The sequence below is a fragment of the Agrococcus sp. AC640b genome, assembly GCF_979255995.1.
The window spans coordinates 46,393-68,575 of the sequence record NZ_CEEDMM010000002.1; the positions used below are offsets into that span (position 1 = coordinate 46,393).

Annotated in this window: 19 protein-coding genes; 5 read left to right on the forward strand and 14 right to left on the reverse strand. The window is 73.6% G+C overall.

The genetic code is table 11. The annotated features are described in order from the left end of the window. Window positions 1–19: 19 nt before the first annotated feature. Together ACZ6H8_RS01160 and ACZ6H8_RS01165 are read right to left on the reverse strand one after the other, a co-directional pair. Window positions 20–2,107, reverse strand: a complete 2,088-nt coding sequence (locus ACZ6H8_RS01160; protein ID WP_464143570.1) for an acyl-CoA dehydrogenase family protein — start codon at window positions 2,105–2,107, stop codon at window positions 20–22. Between the two features lie 173 nt (window positions 2,108–2,280). Next, a complete protein-coding gene (locus ACZ6H8_RS01165; protein ID WP_464143572.1) occupies window positions 2,281–3,690 on the reverse strand; it encodes an amidohydrolase in 1,410 nt (469 codons plus the stop codon). A gap of 96 nt (window positions 3,691–3,786) precedes the next feature. On the opposite strand from ACZ6H8_RS01165, the gene ACZ6H8_RS01170 reads away from it, so the two are divergent. Further along, complete coding sequence (locus tag ACZ6H8_RS01170) at window positions 3,787–5,136, forward strand: hypothetical protein (RefSeq protein ID WP_464143573.1); 1,350 nt, start codon at window positions 3,787–3,789, stop codon at window positions 5,134–5,136. A gap of 34 nt (window positions 5,137–5,170) precedes the next feature. Here the strand turns inward: ACZ6H8_RS01170 and ACZ6H8_RS01175 are convergent, their stop codons facing one another. Both ACZ6H8_RS01175 and ACZ6H8_RS01180 read right to left on the reverse strand, forming a co-directional pair. Continuing rightward, window positions 5,171–6,157 (reverse strand): EamA family transporter, encoded by a 987-nt coding sequence (locus ACZ6H8_RS01175; RefSeq protein WP_464143575.1) that lies wholly within the window; start codon window positions 6,155–6,157, stop codon window positions 5,171–5,173. Window positions 6,158–6,250: 93 nt separating this feature from the next. After that, window positions 6,251–6,532, reverse strand: a complete 282-nt coding sequence (locus tag ACZ6H8_RS01180) for a hypothetical protein (RefSeq protein ID WP_464143577.1) — start codon at window positions 6,530–6,532, stop codon at window positions 6,251–6,253. 111 nt (window positions 6,533–6,643) lie between these two features. On the opposite strand from ACZ6H8_RS01180, the gene ACZ6H8_RS01185 reads away from it, so the two are divergent. The 4 genes from ACZ6H8_RS01185 (at window position 6,644) to ACZ6H8_RS01200 (ending at window position 10,902) form a co-directional block, all read left to right on the forward strand. Next, window positions 6,644–7,621 (forward strand): helix-turn-helix domain-containing protein, encoded by a 978-nt coding sequence (locus tag ACZ6H8_RS01185; RefSeq protein WP_464143729.1) that lies wholly within the window; start codon window positions 6,644–6,646, stop codon window positions 7,619–7,621. A 94-nt stretch (window positions 7,622–7,715) separates the two neighbouring features. Then, window positions 7,716–9,035: a PQQ-binding-like beta-propeller repeat protein gene (locus ACZ6H8_RS01190; RefSeq protein WP_464143579.1), complete on the forward strand. Its 1,320-nt coding sequence runs from the start codon at window positions 7,716–7,718 to the stop codon at window positions 9,033–9,035. Window positions 9,036–9,129: 94 nt separating this feature from the next. Beyond that, window positions 9,130–9,597 (forward strand): VOC family protein, encoded by a 468-nt coding sequence (locus tag ACZ6H8_RS01195; protein ID WP_464143581.1) that lies wholly within the window; start codon window positions 9,130–9,132, stop codon window positions 9,595–9,597. 9 nt (window positions 9,598–9,606) lie between these two features. Continuing rightward, entirely contained in the window at window positions 9,607–10,902 is a 1,296-nt protein-coding gene (locus ACZ6H8_RS01200) for a PQQ-binding-like beta-propeller repeat protein (RefSeq protein ID WP_464143582.1), read from the forward strand. Between the two features lie 58 nt (window positions 10,903–10,960). Here ACZ6H8_RS01200 and treZ read toward each other — a convergent pair whose 3' ends face one another. The 10 genes from treZ to ACZ6H8_RS01250 all read right to left on the reverse strand — a co-directional run bounded on the left by treZ (window position 10,961) and on the right by ACZ6H8_RS01250 (window position 22,004). Beyond that, window positions 10,961–12,742, reverse strand: a complete 1,782-nt coding sequence (gene treZ, locus ACZ6H8_RS01205; protein ID WP_464143584.1) for a malto-oligosyltrehalose trehalohydrolase — start codon at window positions 12,740–12,742, stop codon at window positions 10,961–10,963. 52 nt (window positions 12,743–12,794) lie between these two features. Then, a complete protein-coding gene (locus tag ACZ6H8_RS01210; protein WP_464143586.1) occupies window positions 12,795–13,193 on the reverse strand; it encodes a hypothetical protein in 399 nt (132 codons plus the stop codon). 4 nt (window positions 13,194–13,197) lie between these two features. After that, window positions 13,198–13,704 (reverse strand): hypothetical protein, encoded by a 507-nt coding sequence (locus ACZ6H8_RS01215; RefSeq protein ID WP_464143588.1) that lies wholly within the window; start codon window positions 13,702–13,704, stop codon window positions 13,198–13,200. Window positions 13,705–13,767: 63 nt separating this feature from the next. After that, window positions 13,768–14,604, reverse strand: a complete 837-nt coding sequence (locus ACZ6H8_RS01220) for a hypothetical protein (RefSeq protein ID WP_464143590.1) — start codon at window positions 14,602–14,604, stop codon at window positions 13,768–13,770. A gap of 44 nt (window positions 14,605–14,648) precedes the next feature. Further along, a complete protein-coding gene (locus ACZ6H8_RS01225; RefSeq protein WP_464143592.1) occupies window positions 14,649–15,074 on the reverse strand; it encodes a hypothetical protein in 426 nt (141 codons plus the stop codon). Window positions 15,075–15,286: 212 nt separating this feature from the next. Beyond that, window positions 15,287–17,596 (reverse strand): malto-oligosyltrehalose synthase, encoded by a 2,310-nt coding sequence (gene treY, locus ACZ6H8_RS01230; RefSeq protein WP_464143594.1) that lies wholly within the window; start codon window positions 17,594–17,596, stop codon window positions 15,287–15,289. Next, entirely contained in the window at window positions 17,596–19,941 is a 2,346-nt protein-coding gene (glgX, locus tag ACZ6H8_RS01235) for a glycogen debranching protein GlgX (protein WP_464143596.1), read from the reverse strand. The genes treY and glgX overlap by 1 nt, the downstream gene beginning before the upstream one ends. 224 nt (window positions 19,942–20,165) lie before the next feature. Further along, on the reverse strand, window positions 20,166–20,648 hold the full coding sequence (locus tag ACZ6H8_RS01240) for a YbaK/EbsC family protein (protein WP_464143597.1): 483 nt from the start codon (window positions 20,646–20,648) through the stop codon (window positions 20,166–20,168). 74 nt (window positions 20,649–20,722) lie between these two features. Continuing rightward, entirely contained in the window at window positions 20,723–21,172 is a 450-nt protein-coding gene (locus ACZ6H8_RS01245; RefSeq protein ID WP_464143599.1) for a DoxX family protein, read from the reverse strand. A gap of 172 nt (window positions 21,173–21,344) precedes the next feature. Then, a complete protein-coding gene (locus tag ACZ6H8_RS01250; protein WP_464143600.1) occupies window positions 21,345–22,004 on the reverse strand; it encodes a pentapeptide repeat-containing protein in 660 nt (219 codons plus the stop codon). Window positions 22,005–22,183 lie beyond the last annotated feature (179 nt).

The following is a 22,183-nucleotide window of genomic DNA, read 5'->3' on the forward strand; positions in this document are numbered from 1 at the left end:
ACCCGCCTCCGTCAGCGCATCAGCGGCGCTTGGCCTGCTTCTCGGGCGTGGGCAGCGTGCCCGCGGCACGCTGCGCCTCGTAGTACGCCCTCGCCTCGTCCTGACGGCGCCCCTCGGCACCCGACGCGATCGGAGCACGCAGGTGCTCGTCGCCGAGCCCGAACGCGTCGACGAGGTCGAGCGCATGCGGGCGCAGCTTCACGAGGAGTCGCTCGATCGTCGAGGTGACGACCTTCGCACGAGCGCCGGAGAGCCGACCGTTCGACAGGTACCAGGCGAGGTGCCGTTCGAGCAGCGTCAGCGCGAACAGGTCGCGCACCCACGTCATGACGCGTGCGGTCTCGCCCGTCATCCGCTCGAGGGCCTCCGTGAGCGCCTTCCACTGCTGCAGCTCCGTCCACGCGCGCGCAGCCTCGATGAGCTCGTTCTGCACGTTGTTGAACGCCTTGGCCGTCTTCGCCTGATCGCCGCGCGTCACGTGGCGCAACCGGCCGGCGATCTCCGAGACCATCGTCTCGACGCGGTCGGTGAGCAGCTCGCGCTGCACCGACGCCTGCCGCAGCGCACGGGATGCCGTGGCCGGCTGGCCGAGGTCGCGCACGTCCTGCGCGACGGTGTGCAGGCCGACCTGCGCCGCGGCACGACCGGCGAACTCCTTCGCGGCGAACTGCGCGAGGTGCGCTGCCGAGGCGCCCTTGAACTGCTTCGCGAAGTCGCCGAGCAGCCGCTTGCCGACGAGCTGCAGCATGACGGTGTTGTCGCCCTCGAACGTCGCGTAGATGTCGAGGTCGGCGCGCAGCATCGTCAGGCGGTTCTCGGCCAGGAACCCGGCGCCGCCGCACGCCTCGCGAGCCTCCTGCAGCGTGTCGAGCGCCGCCCACGTCGACAGCGCCTTGAGGCCTGCTGCGAGGGTCTCGAGGTCCTCACGCGCCTCCGGGGTGTCGGTGCGGCCGGAGAAGACGCCGTCGAACTCGGCGAGCAGCCGCTCGTGCGCGTACGACATGGCGTACGTCTCGGCGAGGCGCGTGAAGAGGCGCTTCTGGTGCCTGCGGTAGTCGAGCAGCACCTCCTCGTCGACGTCGCTCGACGCCGTGAACTGGCGCCGCTCGGCTCCGTAGCGGATCGCGATCGCGAGCGCCGCCTTCGACGCGACGACGGAGGCGCCGTCGAGCGAGACGCGACCCTGCACGAGGGTGCCGAGCATCGTGAAGAAGCGTCGGCCGGGGCTCTCGATCGGCGAGGAGTACGTGCCGTCGGCGGCGACGTCGCCGTAGCGGTTGAGGAGGTTGGTGCGGGGCACGCGCACGCCGTCGAAGTGCAGCCGGCCGTTGTCGATGCCGTTGAGGCCGCCCTTGAACCCGTCGTCCTCCCCGCCGACGCCCGGCAGGAACTCGCGCGTCTCGGGGTCGCGGATGTCGACGTAGAACGCGTGCACGCCGTGGTCGACGCCCTTCGTGACGAGCTTCGCGAACACGACGGCGGCGAGGCCGTCGTTCGCGGCATTGCCGAGGTAGTCCTTCCACGCGCCACGGAACGGCGTGGCGATGACGAACTCCTCCGTCGCCTCGTCGTACGTCGCGGTCGTGCCGATCGACGCGACGTCCGAGCCGTGGCCCGTCTCGGTCATCGCGAACGCGCCGGGCACGTCGAGGCGCATGATGGGCGGCAGGAGCGTCTCGTGGTGGTGCGCCGTGCCCAGGTGCAGCACGGCGGCGCCGAACAGGCCGTACTGCACGCCCGACTTGATCTGCAGCGACGGGTCGGCGAGCACGAGCTCCTCGAAGCCTGCGATGTTGCCGCCGTGGTCGTCCTCGCCGCCGAGCGACTCGGGGAAGGCGGCGAGCACCGCGCGGTCGTCGACGAGCATCCGCAGCTGCCCGAGGGTGCGTTCGCGGTGGTCTTCCATCGTCTGGTTCGGGATGCGCTGGTAGGCGGGGGTGGCGGCCTTCGCACGTGCGGCGAGGCGCCGGTCGGCCCACCGCCCCAGCAGGTCGCGGCCGAGCCAGTCGACGTCGATCGCTGCGGTGCGCGGCTTGGGCGCGAGGTCGAGGGGCGTGTGGGCCTCGTCGACCTCGAGCGGCTCGGATGCGGACAGGGTGTCGACCACCGGATCCTCCTGGAACTTCGCTCGTCGGACGCTGATGGCAGCGACGGTACGCCTCGTTCCGGGGCGTTCGGCATCCCCTGTGCCATGCCACGAGCGACGCTCGCGCCCGGCCGACTTCACTTGTGGAGATCCTCCTACCAGCGGGCGCGTTGGTGGTGGCTGATCGACAACGATCAGGACAGCGTCGAGTGCAGCACGTCGCCGCCGACGATCGTGAGGTCGACCGGCATGGTCCGCAGACGCTCCGCGGACAGGTCGTCGCCGACCGCCACGAGGTCGGCCGGCTCGCCGACCGCGATGCGCGAGCGCACCGAGCACGACAGCGCCGTCGCGACGTCGATGCCCTCCTGCGGCTGCCACCGCACGTCGCCGTCGCGCGTGCGCGTCACGGCCGCCGCCATCGCCACCCACGGATCCAGCGGCGCGACCGGCGCATCCGAGCCGAGGATCACGCGCGCGCCTGCGTCGAGCAGGGAGCGGATGCGGTACGCGAGCCGCTCGCGGCCCGCCCAGTACACGGCGATGAGCTCGCGGTCGTCGAGCATGTGCTCCGGCTGCAGCGAGGCCACGACCCCCAGCTCGCCCATGCGCACGACGTCGGCGTCCGTCGCGAGCTGCGCGTGCTCGATGCGACCCGTGATGCCCGTCGCGGCGAACACGTCGAGCACGTGCGCGAGCGCCGCGTCGCCGATCGCGTGCACCGCGGGCCGCAGCCCCATGGCCGCTCCGCGCCCGAGCACCGCCGCGAGCTGGTCGGGCGGCACCTCGAGCAGTCCGCGCCCGCCGTCCGGGTAGGGGTCGTGGCAGTAGGCGGTGCGCGTGCCGAGGGAGCCGTCGGTGATGACCTTGAGCGGCCCCACGTGCACGCGGTCGTGGATGGCGCGGCCCGTGCGGTCGCCGCGCGCCTCCGCCTCGTCGAGGTCGTGGGGGTAGACCCCCACCTCGATGCGCAGCGGCGAGCCCGCACGGCGCGACCACGCGCCGACGGCGTCGTCGAGGTCGAGGTCGGTCATGCCGACCACGCCCCTCGCGGCCGCGGCGGCGAGGGCGTCGCGGATCCAGCGCTCGCGCGTCGCGTCGTCGACGGTCGCCTCGAGCGTGCGCATCGCCGCGAAGCTCGGCGCCTCGCGCAGCATGCCGTCGTCGGGCAGGTCGACGTGCAGCATGCGCCCCATCGCGCTGCTCGACCACGACGCGTGCAGGTCGGCGCTCATGACCGTGACGGCGCGGTCGCCTGCGACGGCGTCGAGCAGCGCACGGCTCGGCGCGTCCGACCACAGCCCCTCGCGCATGCCGACGGCCACGAGCGGCTCGTCGGCCGGATGGGTGCGCAGGGCATCGCGGATGCGCGCGGCAGCCTCGGCGGCGCTGTCCGCGTCGAGGATCGAGAGGCGACGACGATGCGCGGCCCACTGCCCCAGGTGCACGTGCTCGTCCCACAGGCCGGGCAGCAGGGTGCGGCCGTCGAGGTCGACGTCGCCGTCCGCGACCCCGGACGACGGTGCGACGGCGGCGATGCGGCCGCCACCGACCTCCACGTCGACCGTCGTGCCGTCCTGCAGTCGCGCGCGCGTGATCCTCACGTCGTCACGCTACTGGCGTGCGCGTCGCGCCCGCGGCATCGACGACGGGCGCGTCCACGACAGCGCGCATCCAGGCGGCGTCTCTACCGTGACCCCATGCGCACGCTCGATCGCAGGACCCTCCTCGCCGGCTCTGCGGGCCTGCTCGGCCTCGGGCTGCTGTCGCTCGCGGGCTGCGCGCGCACGCAGGACGACCCGTCGCCCTCCGAGACGCCCCCGCCCGATCCGTTCGCCGACGTCGACCCGATCGTCGACGAGCTGCCGCAGCTCACGCTCACGCGACTGTTCGGCCAGGAGGTCGTGTCGACGTCGTCGTTCTACACGATGGGGCTCGTCGGCGGGCGCGTGCTCCTGTACGACGACTCCGGGGCCACCGAGAGTCGGCTGCTGGCGCTCGACGCCGCGACGGGCGCGACCGCGTGGGCGTGGCGCGACGCGGCTGCGGAGATCGAGGCCGACGACCCCCGCGTCTCCGCCTTCGCGCCGACGAGGTTCGTCGCCGCCGGGCCCGTCGACGACCGTCTGCTGCTCACCTCGACCTACGTGAACCCGTGCCCAGGCAACGCCGGCATCTGCTCGAGCTCGTCGACCGACGCGACCGAGGGCAGCGGCATCGTCGCGATCGGCGTCGGCTCGGGCGACGTGCGCTGGCACGCGCTCGTCCAGCCGCCCGTCGACCGCGGCGATCCGGCGTCGACGATCGCGAACGACACGAGGGTCGAGCCCGTCGGAGGCACCGCGACGATCGTCGTGGCGCGTGCCGGGCTCAGCGACTACGCCATCGACCCGAGCACGGCACCCGCGCGCGCGGATCGGGCGCGCACGGTGGGGCTGTCGGTCGCAGACGGCACGGTGGCGTGGGAGCGCCCCGGCATCGTCGCGATCGGCGTCGGCGTCGTCGTCGTGGGGCTGCGCGACGACCGCGGCGAGACCGTGCACGTCGTCCTCGACCCCGAGACGGGCGACGATCTCTGGCAGGCGGAGCGCGGTCAGGCGATCGGCACGCCGCACGAGGAGGCCGAGGGCCTCGTCGTGAGCGACGGCGAGCGCGCGTGGATCGTCGACGCCCGCTCGGGGGAGACGATCGTCGAGCTGGGCGACGGCCCCGAGCTCGCGGACGCGGCGCTGTCGGCGCGCGTGGGCACCGACGTCGACGGCGCACCCCTCGTCGCATGGGTCGCGACCGTGCCGGAGGCCGAGGCGCAGTACCTGCTGTGGTCGTCGTCCGGCGACGAGCCAAGGCCCGGCGCCGAGCCGCTCGACGACTCCGCGAACCTGCTCACGCCGCTCGACGGCTACGTGTGGTGCACCAGCGACCGCATCCACGCTCGCGATCGCTCCGGCGCCGTGCGCAGCGAGGGCGTCCCGGGCTCCCCGCGCGGCTTCGCAGACGATCGGATGCTCGTGCAGACCGACGCCGGGTTCGACGTCTACGCGATCGCCTGACGGGCGAGACGCACGCGGTCCACCCACCTGCCTCTCAGGCGGTGCCCGGCCTCGCCGCCGGGTCGACGTCGCGCTCGGCGGGTGGATCCTCGACGACGCTCGCGATCGTGATGGGGGCCGTCTCGGCGTCGGGCGCCCGGCGCCGGCCGCGCGACAGGCCGATGAGCCGCGCCGCGACCCCGTTCGCCACGGCGATGCCCACGAGCAGCACCGCGCCGCCGACGAGCTCCGCCGGTGCGGGCCGCTCGCCTCGCACGAGCACGCTCGCGGCGATGCCCACGACGGGCACGAGCATCGCGAACGGCACGACGCTCGAGGCCGGATGCCTCGCGAGCAGCGAGTTCCAGATGCCGTAGCCCACGAGGCTCGCAAGCACGGCGGTGTACACGACCGAGCCGATGCCGAGCGGGCTCACGTGCGCGAGGGCGTCGACGATGCGCTCGGGGCCCTCGACGACGAGCGACAGCAGGGCCATCGGCACGGGGACGACGATCGCCGACCACACCGTGAGGCCCAGGCCGCTGGCCGCACCGGCCTTGCGGGTGATGACGTTGCCCGTCGCCCACGTCGCCGCCGAGACGACGACGAGCAGCAGCGCCACGAGCGGCACGTCGCCCGAGCGGCCCAGCGCGACGATCGCGACGCCCGCCACGGCGATGCCGATGCCGACGAGCTGGATGCGGCCGGGGCGCTCGCCGAGCGCGAGGGCTGCGACGACGATCGTGACGACGACCTGCACCTGCAGCACGAGCGAGGCGAGGCCGGGCGGCATGCCGAGCGAGAGGCCGAGGTAGAGCAGGGCGAACTGCCCGAGCGACATCGTCGCGCCGACGGCGAGGATCGTGCGCCACGGAAGGTCGGGCTTCGGCACGAGGAAAATGGCGGGGACCAGCACGAGCACGAATCGCAGCGCGAGCAGCAGGAATGGCGGCAGCTCCTCGAGCCCGATGTCGATGACGACGAAGTTCGAGCCCCAGAGGAGCACCACGAGCAGCGCGAGGGCGACGTGGCGAGGGGGCATGCGTCCATCCTGTCCTGTCGATGGCCGGCCCCGTGCGGGCCACCCGACGGCGTGCGGCTGCGCGGCGGCTGGTGCGCGGCGGCCGGTGCGCGGTCAGCCGGCGACGCGCTGCACGCCGGCGCGCGGCCGCGGCGTCGCGGTGGGCTGCGATGCGCCGTAGGCGGCGAGCTGCGGCGGCACCGGCGCGTGGTGCGCCGCCTCGAGGGCGCGCTGCGCGTCCTCGTGGGCGACGCGCAGCTCCTCGCGATCGAGGAGCCGCTGCCGCAGCTCTGGGTCGACCGGGCTGGCTCGGTAGCCGTCGGAGCGGACGTCCCAGACGACCACGGCGATGGCGAGGATCACGAGGGCGATGACGATGACGAAGAACGGGTTCATGGCAGCAATTGCACTCCTTGCGAGATCCTGCCACCAGTGGCAGGATGGACGACGTCCGGCAAGATCCCGCCAGCCGGCTCGCTCGACGCATCCCCAGCCTCGGAGGCCCCCATGAAGGTCGCGTGCATCGTCGACGACCTCGTCAACCCGTTCGAGCTCGGCGTGGCCTGCGAGGTGTTCGGCGACGACCGATCCGACCGCGGCGTGCCGCGCTTCGACTTCCGGGTCGTGACGCCCACCCCCGGCCGCGTCGCCGTCGACTACCAGGGCGGCTTCTCGCTCCACGTCGACCACGACCTCTCGTTCGCCGACGAGGCCGACGTCGTCGTCGTGCCCGCGTTCCGCGACTGCGCGGAGGAGACGTGCGGCGTCGCCGTGCTCGACGCCATCCGTCGCGCGCACGCCCGTGGCGCGTGGATCCTGTCGCTGTGCACGGGCGCGTTCGTGCTCGCTCGCGCGGGCCTGCTCGACGACGGCCGCGCGACGACCCACTGGCGCCACGCCGACCGCATGCAGCACGACTTCCCGACGATCGACGTCGCGTGCGACGCCCTCTACGTGCAGCACGGTCGCGTCATCACGAGCGCGGGCACCGCCGGCTCGATCGACGCCGCGCTGCACCTCGTCACGCTGCTGCTGGGCGCGCAGGCTGCCTCGACGATCGCGCGCGGCATGGTCATGCCGCCGCAGCGCGACGGCGGCCAGAGCCAGTACGCGACGGGCCCCGTCGTCGAGCGCCGCGCCGAGACGCTCGCGCCGCTCGTCGAGTGGATGGCTGGCACCCTCGACCAGGAGCACTCCGTCGCATCGCTCGCCGCCCGCGCGCACATGTCGGAGCGCACGTTCGCGCGACGGTTCAAGGACGAGCTCGGCACGACCCCTGCCGCGTGGCTCGCGAGCCACCGCGTGCGCCGAGCGCAGCAGCTGCTCGAGGCGACCGACCTCGCACTCGACGCCGTCGCGTCCGAGGCGGGATTCGGCACCGCAGCGCTCATGCGACACCACTTCCAGCAGCACCTGTCGACGACGCCGAGCGCCTACCGGCAGCGCTTCCAGCTGCGGCGGACCGCGCTGGCTCCCGTCGGCTGACGACGCCGGATGCCCAGGGGCTTCGCCCCGGGCGTCCCGCCGCCGACCAGCGGCACCGCACGGGGCATCCAGCGCCGCGTGCTGCACTGAGGGCATGCATCGCCGACTCGCCGCCACCGCCGTCGCGACCCTCGCCCTCGCGCTCACCGGGTGCGTCCTGCAGCCGCCGGTCGCTCCAGCGGCCGAGGAGGCGTGGCGCGTGGAGCAGCGCCTCGTGTCGTACCCGCAGATCGTGGGCGACCTCGCGGTCGCCTACACGTCTGCCGCCGACGACGACCTCGCGCTCACCGCGTGGCGCGCCGACGGCACTCAGGCGTGGACCGTGCCGACGGCGCCGCTCGCAGACGGCCTCCTCGCCGACGTGGTGCCCGTCGCCTCCGGCACCCGCATCCCCCTCGTCTCCCCCGTCGACGGCGGCGTCGCATGGGGCGCCGTCGACGTCGCGACCGGCGAGGTGCAGCAGTGGACGACGCGCATCGACGGGTCGTCGGCCGTGTGGCCACGCATCCACCAGGTGTGGCGGTGCGCCCCGGGCGACGACCAGGCCGCGCTGTGCTTCGCCGTCGACGACGGCACGGGGCAGACGGCGGAGTTCCTGCGCCTGCGGCCCGATGCGGGCATCGACACGACGCCGTACCCCTCGACGGCGAGCCGCATCTTCGCCACCGACCTCGGCGTCTACACCGACGACGGGCAGGAGACCGTCGAGCTGCTCGTCGACGGCAGCCGCCGGTGGAGCCGGCCGTGGGTCGACGTCTTCCAGGCGCCGTTCGTCGACGGCGGCCTCGAGGCCGTGCAGCACGGCGACACGATGGTCGTGACGACGTTCGCGGGCTGGTCGACGGGGTCGAACGATGCGACCGGCTACGAGACCGCCGCGATCGACGTCGCGACGGGTGCCCTGCTGTGGACGTCGCCGGGCTCGTTCCCGTGCGCGACGAGCGACGAGATCGTGCTGTGCGACGCGACGGGCGACGGGTCGTACGACGCGCCATCGTTCACGTCGATCGTCGTGCGCGGCGTCGACCCGCGCACGGGCGGCGAGCGGTGGAGCGTCGCGCTCGACGACGCGGGCCTCGCGATCGAGAACGACCGCGAGGGGTGGACGTGGTTCGGCGACCCGCTCATCCTCGCCGGCGCGGACGGACAGCCAACGATCGTCGACGTCGCATCGGGCGCGACGACCGCCGTGCCAGCCGGCGCGGCGCTGCCGTGCAGCGTCGGCGAGCAGGAGACCCTCGCGTACGACGACGTGCGCGTCACGATGTCGGGCTCCGTCGCCTGGTGCGACACGGCAGCGGACGTCGTCGCCGACCCGCTGCTGCACCCGGTCGTCGTCTCCGTCGTCGGCCTCGCGCTCGGCGACGTGCTGCTCGTGCCCGAGCGGGGCTCCCTCGTGGCCTACCGCGCCTGACCGGCATGGCTGCACGGAACGCCCAGACGCGCAAGCGGTCGCCCCGCGCTCGCTCGCGGACGAGGATCGCGGCACCCGATCGTTGGAGGCACCCGTGCTGCGCGGACTCGCGAACCTGAACCTCGTCGCCGACGACATGCCCGCTGCGGTCGCCTGGTACACGATCGTGCTCGCCGAGGAGCCGTACTTCGCGCGCCCCGAGGAGGGCCCCGTCGAGTACGCGGAGTGGCGCTTCGGCGACGACGAGGACGAGCTCGCCCTCATGTCGAGCGCCTACCGGCCCGCGCTCGCCAGCCCTGGCGGCGCGGTCGTGTCGATGCACGTGGACGACGTGCTGACGGCGCTCGCCGCGCTGCTCGAGCGCGGCGCGACGACGTTCGAGCCGGTGATCGAGCGCGGCGGCGGGTTCGTGACCGCGTCGGTCGTCGACCCGTTCGGCAACGTGCTCGGCCTCATCCGGAGCCCGCATTGGGCGGCGCAGCACGGCGGCCCAGCGTCTGCGGCACCCGCCTCGACCGCTCCCTCGGCCGACGTGCAAGCGGATCGCAGTCGCGAGGCCTAGCATCGGCCCGTGCCTGCGCTGTCCCGCCGAGACGCCCTCCTGGGCCTGTCCGGCACCGTCGCGCTCGCCGCGCTCGTCGGCTGCACCGCACCGACCCCATCGCCCTCGCCCCCGAGCCCGACGCCCACGCCGGCCGCACCGGACCCGATCGACGATCCGTCGCCCGACCTCGACCTCGTGCCGCTGTACGACTCCGACGACCTCGGCGTCGAGAGCGCCGGCATCGCGATCGTCGGCGGTGCCATGCTGCTGCGCGACGACTCGACGTCGCCGGCGGAGGCGAGCGGCGGTCTCGTCGTCGTCGACGCCGCGACCGGCGCGCGTCTGTGGACCCTCGCCGACGTCGAGGCGCGGCTCGCGGCGGAGGGCTCGCGCCTGCACCCGCGCCCGCCGACGCGCGTCGCCGCGTCGCGCACCGCAGGGGTGACGATGGTCGCGACGTACATCGACATGTGCTGGTCGGGGCAGCCGTGCGCCCCCGACGTGACCGACCTCGACGAGGGCTACGGGATCGCTGCGCTCGAGATCGCGACCGGTGCGACGCGCTGGCACGTGCGCATGACGACGGAGGCGTTCCCCGTCACGGCCACCGTCGTCGACGCCGACGACGACCGGTGCTTCGCGAACGTCGGCGAGGTCGGTGCCGCCGGGGTGCCGGACGCCGCTCCCGTCGAGGCGGATGCGGCCCGCGTCGTCGCGCTCGCGGCCACCGACGGATCGACCGTCTGGGAGCGCCCCGGCATCGTCGCGACGCACGTCGGCGACGCCGTGCTCGGCCTCGAGCGCGTCGACGGCGCCGACCGCGTCGTCGCGCTCGCCCGCGCGGGCGGCGAGACCCTCTGGCACGCCGGCGTCGGCGAGCGCGTGACGGTGACCGGCCGCTCGATGGCGTCGCTCATCGACGAGCACGGCGACGCCCGCATCGTCGACATCGCGACGGGCGACACGCTCCTCGAGCGGAGCGAGCCGTATCCGTGCTTCGGCGACGACGGGGCGGGCGGCGAGCTCACGGCATGGATCGTCCGCGCCGACGACGGCGCGGCGACGACCCGGACGCTGTGGTCGCTCGTGGACGGCACCGCCCGCCCCGCCTCCGAGCCGCTCTCCGAGGACATGCGCGTCGTGACCGCGATCGCGCTCGGGTACGTGTTCGTCGAGGACGTGGCCTCGGTCTCGAGCATCGCGCTCGACCTGAGCGGACGCCAGCGCACGCAGTCCGTCGAGGGGACGGCGCTGCGCGCCGCCGGCGACGGCCTCCTCGTGCTCGGACGGTCGCGGTCGGCGTTCGTCTACGCCGTCGGCTGAGGCCGCGGCGCAGGCATGAGCGTGCCGGCCGCATGCGCGCACGCATGCGGCCGTCGCATCACGCGATGGGCAGCGCCACGAGGGCACCGCTGCCCGGCGGCAGGCGCACAGCGGCGTCGTCGAGCGCCACGGCATCCGCGGTGCCGAACAGCAGCCGCGAGCCCAGCGGCACCGGAGCATCCCAGGGCGCGTCGCCCACGTTCACGAGCACCTCGACCGGCCCCGTGCCCGGCGCCGCATCCACGTCGGACGAGCCGGCGATGCGCAGCGACCCGCCGCGCGTGAGCCGCAGGGTGCGGGCCTCCTCGTCGACGACGACGCGGTTGGCGGCGAGCGACGGGTCGGTGAGCGCCGCCCACTCCTGCCGCAGCGCAGCGAGCCTGCGGTAGCCCTCGAGCACCCGCGCGTGCCTGCCGGAGCCGACCTCCTCCCACCGCAGCACCGAGCGGCGGAACGTCTCGGGATCCTGCGGGTCGGGCACGACGTCGGCATCCCAGCCCATCGCCGCGAACTCGGCGATGCGGCCCTCGGCCGTCAGCCTGCCGAGCTCCTCCTCCGGATGCGAGGTGAAGAACTGGAACGGGCTCGACGCCGCCCACTCCTCGCCCTGGAACAGCATGGGCGTGAACGGGCCCGCGTACAGCAGCAGCGCCGCGACGAGCAGCTGCGAGTCGTCGAGCACGTCGACGATGCGGTCGCCGACGGCGCGGTTGCCGATCTGGTCGTGGTTCTGCGCGCTCACCACGAGTCGCCACGACGGCATGCGGTCGACGTCGATCGGCGCGCCGTGCTCGCGCTCGCGGAACGTCGAGAACGTGCCGTCGTGGAAGAAGCCGCGCTCGAGCGCCTTCGCGAGCGCTCCCAGCGGCGCGAAGTCACCGTAGTAGCCGCTCGTCTCGCGCGTGAGCGCCACGTGGATCGCATGGTGATAGTCGTCGCTCCACTGCGCGTCGAGTCCGTAGCCGCCTCCCTCGCGCGGCGTCACGAGCCGCGGCTCGTTGAGATCGGACTCGGCGATGAGCGTCAGCGGCCTGCCCTGATGCGCCGACTCCGACGCGACGGCCACCGTGAGCGCCTCGAGGATGTGGTCGTCGGGGTCGTCGACGAGCGCGTGCACCGCGTCGAGCCGCAGCGCATCCACGTGCATGTCGCGCAGCCAGTACAGCGCGTTCTCGACGATGAAGCGCCGCACCTCGGGCTCGCGCACGTTCACGACCTCGCCCCAGGTGTTGCGGTCGTCGCCGAGGTAGGGCCCGTAGAGCGGCAGGTAGTTGCCTGAGGGGCCGAGGTGGTTGTAGACGACGTCCTGCACGACGGCGAGCCCTGCCTGGTGGCAGGCGTCGACGAAGCGCTGGTAGCCGGCGGGCCCGCCGTACTCCTCCTGCACCGCGTACCAGAGCACGCCGTCGTAGCCCCAGTTGCGGGTGCCGTTGAACGCGTTGACCGGCAGCAGCTCGACGTGCGTCACGCCGAGGGACACGAGGTGCTCGAGCCTCGTCGCGGCGGCGTCGAACGTGCCCTCGGGCGTGAACGTGCCCACGTGCAGCTCGTAGACGACGCCGCCTGCGAGACGCCTGCCCGTCCAGTCGCCGTCCTGCCAGTCGTGCTCGGACGGGTCGAACGTCTGCGACCGCTCGTGGACGCCGCGCGGCTGCCTGCGCGAGCGCGGATCGGGGCGCACGGCGTCGTCGTCGCCGATCTGGAACCCGTACTCCCCCGCGGGGCCGAGCTGGCGCCACCAGCCGCCGCCGACATCCTCCATCTCGGTGGAGGCACCCTCGGTGACGAGGCGCATGCGTGTCGCGCGCGGGGCCCAGACTCGGTACTCGTGGTCGACCATGCCTCCAGCCTGGCGCACGTCGGCTGGACGCGACAGGGGTGCGCGCGACGTGCTAGCGGGACGCGCGGGAGCCGGCGTCGAACCAGCGCCTGGCATCGCGCGTGAGCAGCAGCGCGATCGCCACGAGCAGCCCGATCGTCGCGAGGGTCATCGACGGCAGGCCGATCCACGGCAGCAGCAGCGTCGCGAGCATGACGGCGACGAGGGCGGTGCGCACCCAGACCGCGCTCGCACGCAGACGCATGGCGAGGACCTCGACCACGACGCCGACGACGGCCATGCTCGCGGCGGCGAGCAGCACCGTGGTCGCGCCGCCGTCGCGCTCGGGCTCGCCGAGACGCACCACGGCGTGGAGGACGCCGGCGAGCACGCACACGACGGCGACGACGTGCAGCACGACGCGGGCGATGCGGACGGTGCGCGGCTGCGCACCCGACGCGAGCGAGGGCACGTGGTCAGCGACCGCGCTGCGACTCGGAGGCGTACCACTCGTTCGAGGCGGGCAGGAAGAGCAGCACGACGGCGACGATCGTGAGCACGGAGCCGACGTTGATGCTGTCGCCGCTCACGAGGGTCGTGAGCAGGCTGAGCCCGGAGACGACGGCGAGCGCGATGCGCGCCCAGCCCCGCCCCCTGCCCGCGAAGACCAGCAGCACGGCCTGCACGACGACGATCGCGATCGCGACGACGAGGAAGATCGCTGCGACGCCAAGGACCTCGCCGCCGCCGGAGGAGACGGCGCTCGCGCCGGCACCGGCGAGCAGCAGCATCGCGATGATCGCGAAGATGACGGTGAGGACGACGCCCGCCCACAGGATGCCGAGGCCCCACTTCACCGTGCCGGGCTTCTGCACGAAGCGCCCACCGGTGCGCTGCTCGAATCCGGAGGCGATGCCGAACGGCTGCGGAGTCGCCTGACCGTGCGGCTCGTCGTGGCGGGAGGGCTCGTTCGAGATCGTCATGCTCCGACCGTACGAGACGATCGCCACCGTCGGCTGGACGTCGTGTGGATGCCGGCTGGATGCCTACGCGTCGCGCCGCCACCACGTGCGCGACGAGGGCAGGAGCAGCAGGAGCGCAGCCGCGACCGGCACGGGCACGACGACGATCGGCAGGACGCCCGCGAAGACCACGGCGATCGCGCCGGCGACGACCGCCATGATGCGCGCGCTCGGCGACCGCCGCGCCACGAGCGCCGCAGCGCCCAGCGTCGAGACGAGCAGGAGGAGCGCCGGCACGACGCGCATGGCGACGGCGTCCTCGTCGAGCCGCGCGCCGCCTGCCGCCTCGAGCGCGAGCAGCGCCGCCGTGCCGACCACGGTGCCCACGGCCGTGACCCACAGCGCGATGCGCGCCGCCACGACCGCGCCGGGCGCGACACGGGCGCCCGTCGACGCCGCACGCGCGGCGACGTCGCGCGCCGCAGACGTCGACGACCACGCTGCCGACGTCGTCGTGCGCGCGCCGAGCGCGACCGACGCCGCCTCGGCGCGGGCCGCAGCGGCCGCATCCGCGATCTCGGGGGCGATGGCGCCCGGCAGCGACAGATGCCGTTGCGCGGCGGGCGGAGCGATCGCGGCCAGGCCCGCAGACGGGTCGACGATCGCGACGGGCGGCACCTCGTCGGGCACCGACACGTCGTCGCCGCCGCGATCGTAGGGCTTGGGCTCCCATGCCGACGAGCGCCCGCCGAGCCCGGAGAAGTCGGTGCCAGAGCGCCAATCCCACGTCGGCACGGCGCCGAGCGACGGTGGCGCCTCGCCCTGGCCCAGCGGCGCGACCTGCTCGGGCGGATCGACGGGGCCGATCCCCGCCCGCGCCTCGTCGCCGAGCCGCGGCGCGGGACCGTCTGCAGTCGTCATGGCGCGACGCTATCGGCGCGGGCCGGATGCCGACTGGGTGCGCATCACCGACCCGAGCGAGCGCGCATCTGGCGGAACCACGCCGACGACGAGGGCACGAACAGCGCCGCGACCGCGACGACGAGCACCACGGCGCCGAGCGCAGCAGCGCCCGTGCCGCCTGCGAGGAGCGCGAGCACGACGGCGGCGGCCGCGACGAGCACGAGCCACGCGCGCGCCGCGTCGACGCCCCGCGCGACGAGCACCGTGAGCACCACCTGCGCCACGAGCACGACGGCGCCCGCCCCGAGCAGCACCACGGCGCCGACCGCGACGGCGTCGGACCCGACGCCCGACCGCGCCGCGACCTGCGCGGCGATCGCGGTGGCGACGACGAGCGCGCCGAGCCCGACGACCGACAGCGCGAGCGCGACCCGCAGCAGCGTCACCGCGAACGCGACGGCGTCCGGCCGCGCGGGCGCCGGCCCCATCGGCGCTCGAGGAGCGGTCGCCGCCTACTCGGATGCCGCGGGGGCGACGCTGCCGACGGGCACGGGCACGATGAAGCGCGGCGACGCGCGCCGCGGTGCATCGCCGTGGGCGGGCTCGGCCTGGTCGTCGCTCGTCGTGCGCATGGCGCGACGCTAGCCCCCTCGGTCGCGCGGCGGCTGGGAGCCGACGCGCGAGCGTCAGGACGTCTGCGTCAGGACGCGGGTGCCAGCAGCGCCACGGGCAGGTCGCGCAGCAGGTCGGCGAGCCGCACGGACCCGCCGTCGACCTGACGGCCCGAGAGCAGCTCGACCCAGCGCCCCTGGGGCACCGGCAGCGTCGTCTCGCCCCACCCGCCGCGACGGGCGAGCCCGAGCGGCAGCCGCGTCACGACCGCGATGGCACCCCCGCGGTCGAACGCGAGCGCGTGCTCGGCGGCGTCGCCGTGCGGCAGCACCGGCGCGTACGACGTGACGAGCTCCTGCCGGTCGCGACGCAGCCGCAGCGTCTCGCGCACGAGGCGCACCTTCGCGTGCTCGAGGTCGTCGACGTGCGCGGGCTCCGCCGCGGCACGCGCGCGCAGCGCATCCGCCTCCGCCCAGTCGACCGGACGACGGTTGTCGGGGTCGACGAGCGACAGCTCGCGCACCTCCGAGCCCTGGTACACGTCGGGCACGCCGGGCATCGCGAGCGCGAGCAGCTTCGCCGACAGCACGTTCGAGCGCCAGCCGGCGTCGACGGCGGCGACGAGGTCCTCGATCGCAGCGCGCCCCTCCCCCTCGAGGCACGCGTCGACGAACGCGGCGAGCGCAGTCTCGTACGCGGCATCCGGCGCGGTCCAGTGCGTGGTCGCGTCGGACTCGCGCGCCGCCTTCTCGGCGTACGCGTGCAGCCGCTCCCGGCTCGCGGGCCACGCGCCGACGACGGCCTGCAGCAGCAGGCTCGAGAACGGCCGGTCCTGCGCAGGCGCGTGCGGCAGCATCCGCTCGAGCAGGGCGTCCCACTCGGCCGGCACCTCCGCGATGGTCGAGATGCGGGCGCGCACGTCCTCCCCGCGCTTCGTGTCGTGCGTCGACAGCGTCGTCATCGCGTGCGGCCACTGCTCCTGCCGCCTCGCCATCGCCGTGTGGAACGCCGCCGGCTCGAGCGCGAAGACGCTCGGGTCGCCACCGACCTCGTTGAGGGAGGTGAGCCTGGAGTACCGGTAGAACGCCGTGTCCTCGACGCCCTTCGCCATCACCATGCCGCTCGTCTGCTGGAAGCGCCGCGCGGCCTCCTCCGACGGGTCGAGCAGGATGGGCAGCAGCCAGGCGATCGTCGCCGACAGGTCGGGCCGCCACCGTGCCGACGCGTCCGCGGCATGCTGCAGGTGCTCGGCACCCTCCGGCAGGTACGACCGGTACACGGGGAAGCACGCGAGCAGCTCTGCGAGCGCGTCGGCCACGTCACCAGGGGCGTCGGCGTGCGCGGCACGCACCTCGCGCTCGAGCCGCAGCACCTCTGCGCGCAGGATCGTGTCGGCGATGCCGCGCTTCGTGCCGTGGATCAGGGCGTGCCAGTCGGTCGGCTCGCCCTGCAGCCGCGCGTCGATCGCATCGAGCGGCTGCTCGGCGCTCGCGTCGGTGAGCACGCGGTCGACGAGCGCGAGGGCGTCGTAGCCGGTCGTCCCCGCCGTGGGCCAGGCAGGCAGCTCCTCGCCGGGCTCGAGGATCTTCTCGACGAGCACGTACGCGCCACCCGTGAGGCCCTCGAGGTCGCGCAGGTAGCCCTCGGGGTCGCGGAGGCCGTCCGGATGGTCGACGCGGAGGCCGTCGACGAGGCCCTCGTCGAACCAGCGGCGGATCTCGACGTGCGAGGCGTCGAACACGGCCCGATCTTCGACGCGGATCGCCGCGAGCGTCGTCACCGCGAAGAAGCGGCGGTACGCGAGCTCGTCGTCGCCACGCCTCCAGTGCCCGAGCAGGTAGTGCTGGCGTGCGAGCACCGCGTTCGCGTCCTCGTCGCCCGTCGGCTCCGTGCCGGGCGCGATGGGCAGCGCCGTGTCCCAGTAGCGCAGCACGTCGCCGTCGATCGTCACGTGGTCGACGCGCCCGCCGCCCAGGTCGTCGTCGTCGCCGACGATCGGCAGCAGGATGCGTCCGTCGTGCTGCGACCAGTCGACGTCGAACGCCTCCGCGTGCGCGGAGTCGCGGCCGAGCCGCAGCAGGTCCCACCACCCTGCGTTCTGCTCGGGCGTCGCGACGCCCACGTGGTTCGGCACGATGTCGACGAGCACGCCCATGCCGAGCCTGCGCGCCTCCGCCGAGAGCGCTGCGAGCCCCTCCGGGCCGCCGCGCGAGGCATCGACGCGGTCGTGCGCGACGACGTCGTAGCCGTGGTCGGATCCGGGCTCGGCGGCGAGGATGGGCGAGAGGTACACCCAGTCGACGCCGAGGTCGTGCAACGCCTCGAGCCTGGCTGCGGCGTCGTGCAGCGTCTGCTCCGCGGTGATCTGGAGCCGGTACGTGCTCGTGGGCGTGCGCATCAGGCGCGCTCGTCGGAGTCGGCGTCGGAGCCGGGCGCGGGCTCGATCTGCTCGGCCACGGCGAGGGCCTCCTCCTGCATGGCATCAGCCGGCGGCTCGGGCACCGACCGCGGGCTCTGCCCGATCGCGATCGCGATCGCGCCGGTCGCGGTCGAGGGCTCGTCGTCCGACGACGAGTGCGCGTAGCTCGCCACCGAGGCCGCGACCGACGAGTCGTCGCTCTCGGCGGGCGGGTGCGACTCCTGCAGCAGCACGAGGCTGCGCGCCATGATCGTCGCCGTGGCACCGGGCTCGAGGATCTCGGCACCCACCTCGCCGCCGGTGTCGATCGCGACCGCCCACCTCGATGCGTACTCCTCGCTCGGCAGCGTCACGACGACGTCCTGCTCGGAGGCGTTGCTGTAGAGCAGGAAGTGGTCGTCCTCGATGCGCTCGCCACGGGCGCCACGGCCGGCGATGCCGTGGCCGTTGAGGTACATGCCGATGGTCTTGTCGTCGGGGCTCTGCCAGTCGTCCGACTCCATCGGCTGCCCGTTCGGCGCGAGCCAGACGATGTCGTTGAGCCGCTGCCCGTCGCCGGTGCGCACCGACGAGCCGGTGAAGAAGCGCTTGCGGCGGAACGTGGGGTGCTCGTGCCGCAGATGCGCGACGGCAGCGGTGAACTCGATGAGCGGGTGGTCGGCGCTGTCCCAGTCGATCCACGACAGCTCGGAGTCCTGCGCGTACGTGTTGTTGTTGCCCTGCTGGGTGCGGCCCAGCTCGTCGCCGTGCAGGATCATCGGCACGCCCTGGCTCAGCAGCAGCGTCGCGAGCAGGTTGCGCTGCTGACGCGCGCGCGTCGAGAGGATGAAGGGGTCGTCGGTCGGCCCCTCGACGCCGTGGTTGTACGAGCGGTTGTGGCTCTCGCCATCCTTCGAGTCCTCGCCGTTGGCCTCGTTGTGCTTCTCGTTGTACGAGACGAGGTCGCGCATCGTGAAGCCGTCGTGGGCCGTGACGAAGTTGATGGAGGCGAACGGCCTGCGCCCGGAGTCCTCGTAGAGGTCGGCGGAGCCCGCGAGGCGGCTGGCGAAGTCGCCGACGGCGCCGGGCTCGCCCCTCCAGAAGTCGCGCACCGTGTCGCGGTACTTGCCGTTCCACTCCGTCCACTGCGGCGGGAAGTTGCCGACCTGGTAGCCGCCGGGGCCGACGTCCCACGGCTCGGCGATGAGCTTGACCTGGCTGATGACCGGATCCTGCTGCACGAGCTCGAAGAACGTGGACAGGCGGTCGACGTCGAAGAACTCGCGGGCGAGCGCAGAGGCGAGGTCGAAGCGGAAGCCGTCGACGTGCATCTCGGTCACCCAGTACCGCAGGGAGTCCATGATGAGCTGCAGGGCGTGGGGCGTGCGCACGTTGAGCGTGTTGCCCGTGCCCGTGTAGTCCATGTAGTGCTGCTGGTCGCCCTCGACGAGGCGGTAGTAGGCCGCGTTGTCGATGCCGCGCATGCTCAGCGTCGGGCCCATGTGGTTGCCCTCGGCGGTGTGGTTGTAGACGACGTCGAGGATCACCTCGATGCCCTCTGCGTGCAGCGCCTTCACCATGCCCTTGAACTCCTGCACCTGCTGACCGAGCGTGCCGGAGGCGGCGTACTCGGCGTGGGGTGCGAAGAACGCGAGGGTGTTGTAGCCCCAGTAGTTGCGCAGCCCCTTCTCCTGGAGCGTGGAGTCGTGCACGAACTGGTGCACGGGCATGAGCTCGACGGCAGTGATGCCGAGCTTCTTGTAGTGGGCGATGAGGCTCGGATGCGCGACGGCCGCGTACGTGCCGCGCTGTGCCTCCGGCACGTCGGGGTGCAGCTGCGTGAGGCCCTTGACGTGCGCCTCGTAGATGACCGACTCGTTGTAGGGGATCTTCGGCGCGCGGTCGCCCGACCAGTCGAAGAAGGGGCTGATGACGACCGAGTGCGTCATGTACGGCGCCGAGTCCTCGTCGTTGCGCGTCTCGGGCTCGCCGAACGTGTACGAGAACAGCGGCTGGCCCCACTCGATGTCGCCGCTCGTGGCCTTCGCGTACGGGTCGAGCAGCAGCTTCGACGGGTTGCAGCGCTGCCCGTTCGCGGGGTCGTACGGCCCGTGCACGCGGTAGCCGTAGCGCTGGCCGGGCTGCACGTTCGGCAGGTAGCCGTGCCAGACGTAGGCGTCGACCTCGACGAGGTCGACCTTCGTCTCGGTGCCGTCCTCGTCGAACAGGCACAGCTCGACTCGCTCCGCGACCTCTGTGAAGAGGGCGAAGTTCGTGCCGTTGCCGTCGTACGTGGCTCCCAGCGGATAGGCGGTGCCGGGCCAGACCTCAGGTGCGTCGCTCACCTCGTCGACATTACGGGGCGTCGGGCGTGCATCCGCTGGACTTGCGTTCACGACCGATTGCTGCGTGAGCGACGTGCGGTTGCGGCGTTGCGAGGTGCGGTCGCTGCGGCGAGGTGCGGTTGCAGCGTTGCGGGGTGCGCTTGCTGCGGCGAGGTGCGGTTGCAACAGCACCTGAGTGCAGCACGCGCACCTCGGAACAGGGAGGGTGTCGGCGACGGTGGAGGTCAGTCGCCGACGGTGCGGATCTCGCCGCCCGTGACGCGCACGAGCTCGTCGAACGTGCACAGGAACACGGTGTCTGGGGTGCCCGCCGCCGCCGAGATGCGGTCGTGGTCGGCGAGCGCGACGTCGACGATCGTGCGGATGGGTACGGGATGCCCAAGCGGCGCGACGCCGCCGATCACCTGGCTCGTCGCCGCGCGCACCTGGTCGGGCGTCGCACGCTCGATGGGACCCTCGCCCAGGTCGGCCGCGAGCCTGGCCGTGTCGACGCGGTGCGCGCCGCTCGTCATGACGAGCAGCGGCGCATCCGCCATCCAGAAGATGAGCGAGTTCGCGATCTGCGCCACCTCGATGCCGAGCGCCTCCGCAGCGGCCCTCGCGGTGTGCACGCCGCCAGGGAAGCGGATGATCTCGACGTCGACGCCGAGATCGCGCAGCTGCTGCTGGATGGCGAGGGCCTTCGCGGGGATCGTCACGGGATCCATCCTGCACTCAGGCACGGCCTCGCGCGCCGCATGCCGCGCAGGGGCGCAGGGCTGCCCCGCCGGGCCGCGGCCGATCAGGCTGCGGCGCGGCGACGGCTGCGCGAGCGGCCGCCGACCATGCCGTCGACGCCGATGCGGCCACCGCCGACCGCCGCGAGCGCCAGCGCACCGGCGCCGAGCGCCGCGACGAGCTCCCAGCCGCCCTCGCTCACGAACACGCCGAACGGCGCGTGCACGAGCGCGAGCGCCACGGCCATGTCGATGGCCACGAGCACCCCCACGATCGGCAGCGCCGCGCCCAGCACGACGAGGGCGCCGCCGAGCAGCTCGACGCCGATCACGAACGGCGCCGCGATCTCGGGCGCAGGCACCCCCATGCCCGCGAAGCCCGCGACCGTCGCATCGAGTCCCTGGTCGAAGAGCTTCTGCGCGCCATGCGCGACCATGACGCCACCGATCACGAGGCGCAGCAGCAGCAGCGCGACGTCGGAGGCGAGCGGAGCGGATGCGGACAGCGGGCGCATGGGGATCCTTCGTGCGTCGATCGTCTTCGGACGCGCGGCAGTCTTCCCACCGCACCTCTGCGCGACCTATGCGGGTCGGTGCGGCATCGGCGCGGGACGCGCGACGGGTGCGACGAGCCCGACGACTGGCGAGCGGCGAGCGGCGAGCGGCAAGCGGCAAGCGGCGAGCGGCTCAGTCGACGACGCGCAGCCCGAGGTGCGCGGCGAACGCCGGTGCGAGCAGGTGCAGCTGGTCGGCGTCGATCGTCGCGCCCGCGAGCGACTCGACGGGCGACACGGCTCGCGGCTCGAGCCCGCGCAGGTCGACGTGGCGCAGCGTCGCGCGGGGCAGCTCGAGCGTCGCGACGGTCGAGCCGGGGAAGGCGACGCGGTCGAGCTCGGCGTCGCCGACGTCGAGCACGTCGATCGTGCAGTCGCGCAGGATGAGGTCGCGCACGCGCGCCGAGCGCAGGTTCACGTGCCCGAGCTTGCAGCCGACGATCTCGACCGAGCGCAGGCTCGCATCCGACAGGTCGATGGAGCCGATGCGCGACGCCGACACCTCGACGTCGCGCCACACGCTGCGCGACGCGTCGAGCGTGGCGGCGTCGAGGCGCTCGATGCGCGACTCGACGAGGTGGGCGTGCCTGAGGATCGCGCCCGTCGCCTGCCAGCGCTCGATGGCGCACTCGGAGAGGGCCAGCTCGGCGAGGTCGACGCCCGACGAGTCGGCGTCGACGATGCGCACGCGGTCGAGCACGGCCGCGGCGTGCAGCGAGCCGGGCGCTCCGTCGTCGAGCGCGGGCAGCCGCACGCTCGGTGCGATCGGCGCCTGCAGTCGGTCGCTCGGCATGCGCATCCCCTCGTCGTCACCCGCCGTGCTCGGCGCGCCCGGCCATGCTCGCACGCGCCCCCCATGCCCGCCGCGGCATGCGCGCTCCCGGTGCGAGGCGCGGCGGCGCACAGCCCGCGCGACACAGCGCAGGCCTACGCTGTGTCGCGACCGCCCTGCGCACGACGCCGGGCGGCCCT

What these genes read in the sequence shown, in the direction of transcription:
- treZ (WP_464143584.1), bottom strand. Translation starts at nt 12,742, where the DNA reads ATGGTCGACCACGAGTACCGAGTCTGGGCCCCGCGCGCGACACGCATG.
- ACZ6H8_RS01190 (WP_464143579.1), top strand. Translation starts at nt 7,716, where the DNA reads ATGCATCGCCGACTCGCCGCCACCGCCGTCGCGACCCTCGCCCTCGCG.
- ACZ6H8_RS01225 (WP_464143592.1), bottom strand. Translation starts at nt 15,074, where the DNA reads ATGGGGCCGGCGCCCGCGCGGCCGGACGCCGTCGCGTTCGCGGTGACG.
- ACZ6H8_RS01220 (WP_464143590.1), bottom strand. Translation starts at nt 14,604, where the DNA reads ATGACGACTGCAGACGGTCCCGCGCCGCGGCTCGGCGACGAGGCGCGG.
- treY (WP_464143594.1), bottom strand. Translation starts at nt 17,596, where the DNA reads ATGCGCACGCCCACGAGCACGTACCGGCTCCAGATCACCGCGGAGCAG.
- ACZ6H8_RS01180 (WP_464143577.1), bottom strand. Translation starts at nt 6,532, where the DNA reads ATGAACCCGTTCTTCGTCATCGTCATCGCCCTCGTGATCCTCGCCATC.
- ACZ6H8_RS01250 (WP_464143600.1), bottom strand. Translation starts at nt 22,004, where the DNA reads ATGCCGAGCGACCGACTGCAGGCGCCGATCGCACCGAGCGTGCGGCTG.
- ACZ6H8_RS01170 (WP_464143573.1), top strand. Translation starts at nt 3,787, where the DNA reads ATGCGCACGCTCGATCGCAGGACCCTCCTCGCCGGCTCTGCGGGCCTG.
- ACZ6H8_RS01240 (WP_464143597.1), bottom strand. Translation starts at nt 20,648, where the DNA reads ATGGATCCCGTGACGATCCCCGCGAAGGCCCTCGCCATCCAGCAGCAG.
- ACZ6H8_RS01245 (WP_464143599.1), bottom strand. Translation starts at nt 21,172, where the DNA reads ATGCGCCCGCTGTCCGCATCCGCTCCGCTCGCCTCCGACGTCGCGCTG.
- ACZ6H8_RS01175 (WP_464143575.1), bottom strand. Translation starts at nt 6,157, where the DNA reads ATGCCCCCTCGCCACGTCGCCCTCGCGCTGCTCGTGGTGCTCCTCTGG.
- ACZ6H8_RS01185 (WP_464143729.1), top strand. Translation starts at nt 6,644, where the DNA reads ATGAAGGTCGCGTGCATCGTCGACGACCTCGTCAACCCGTTCGAGCTC.
- ACZ6H8_RS01215 (WP_464143588.1), bottom strand. Translation starts at nt 13,704, where the DNA reads ATGACGATCTCGAACGAGCCCTCCCGCCACGACGAGCCGCACGGTCAG.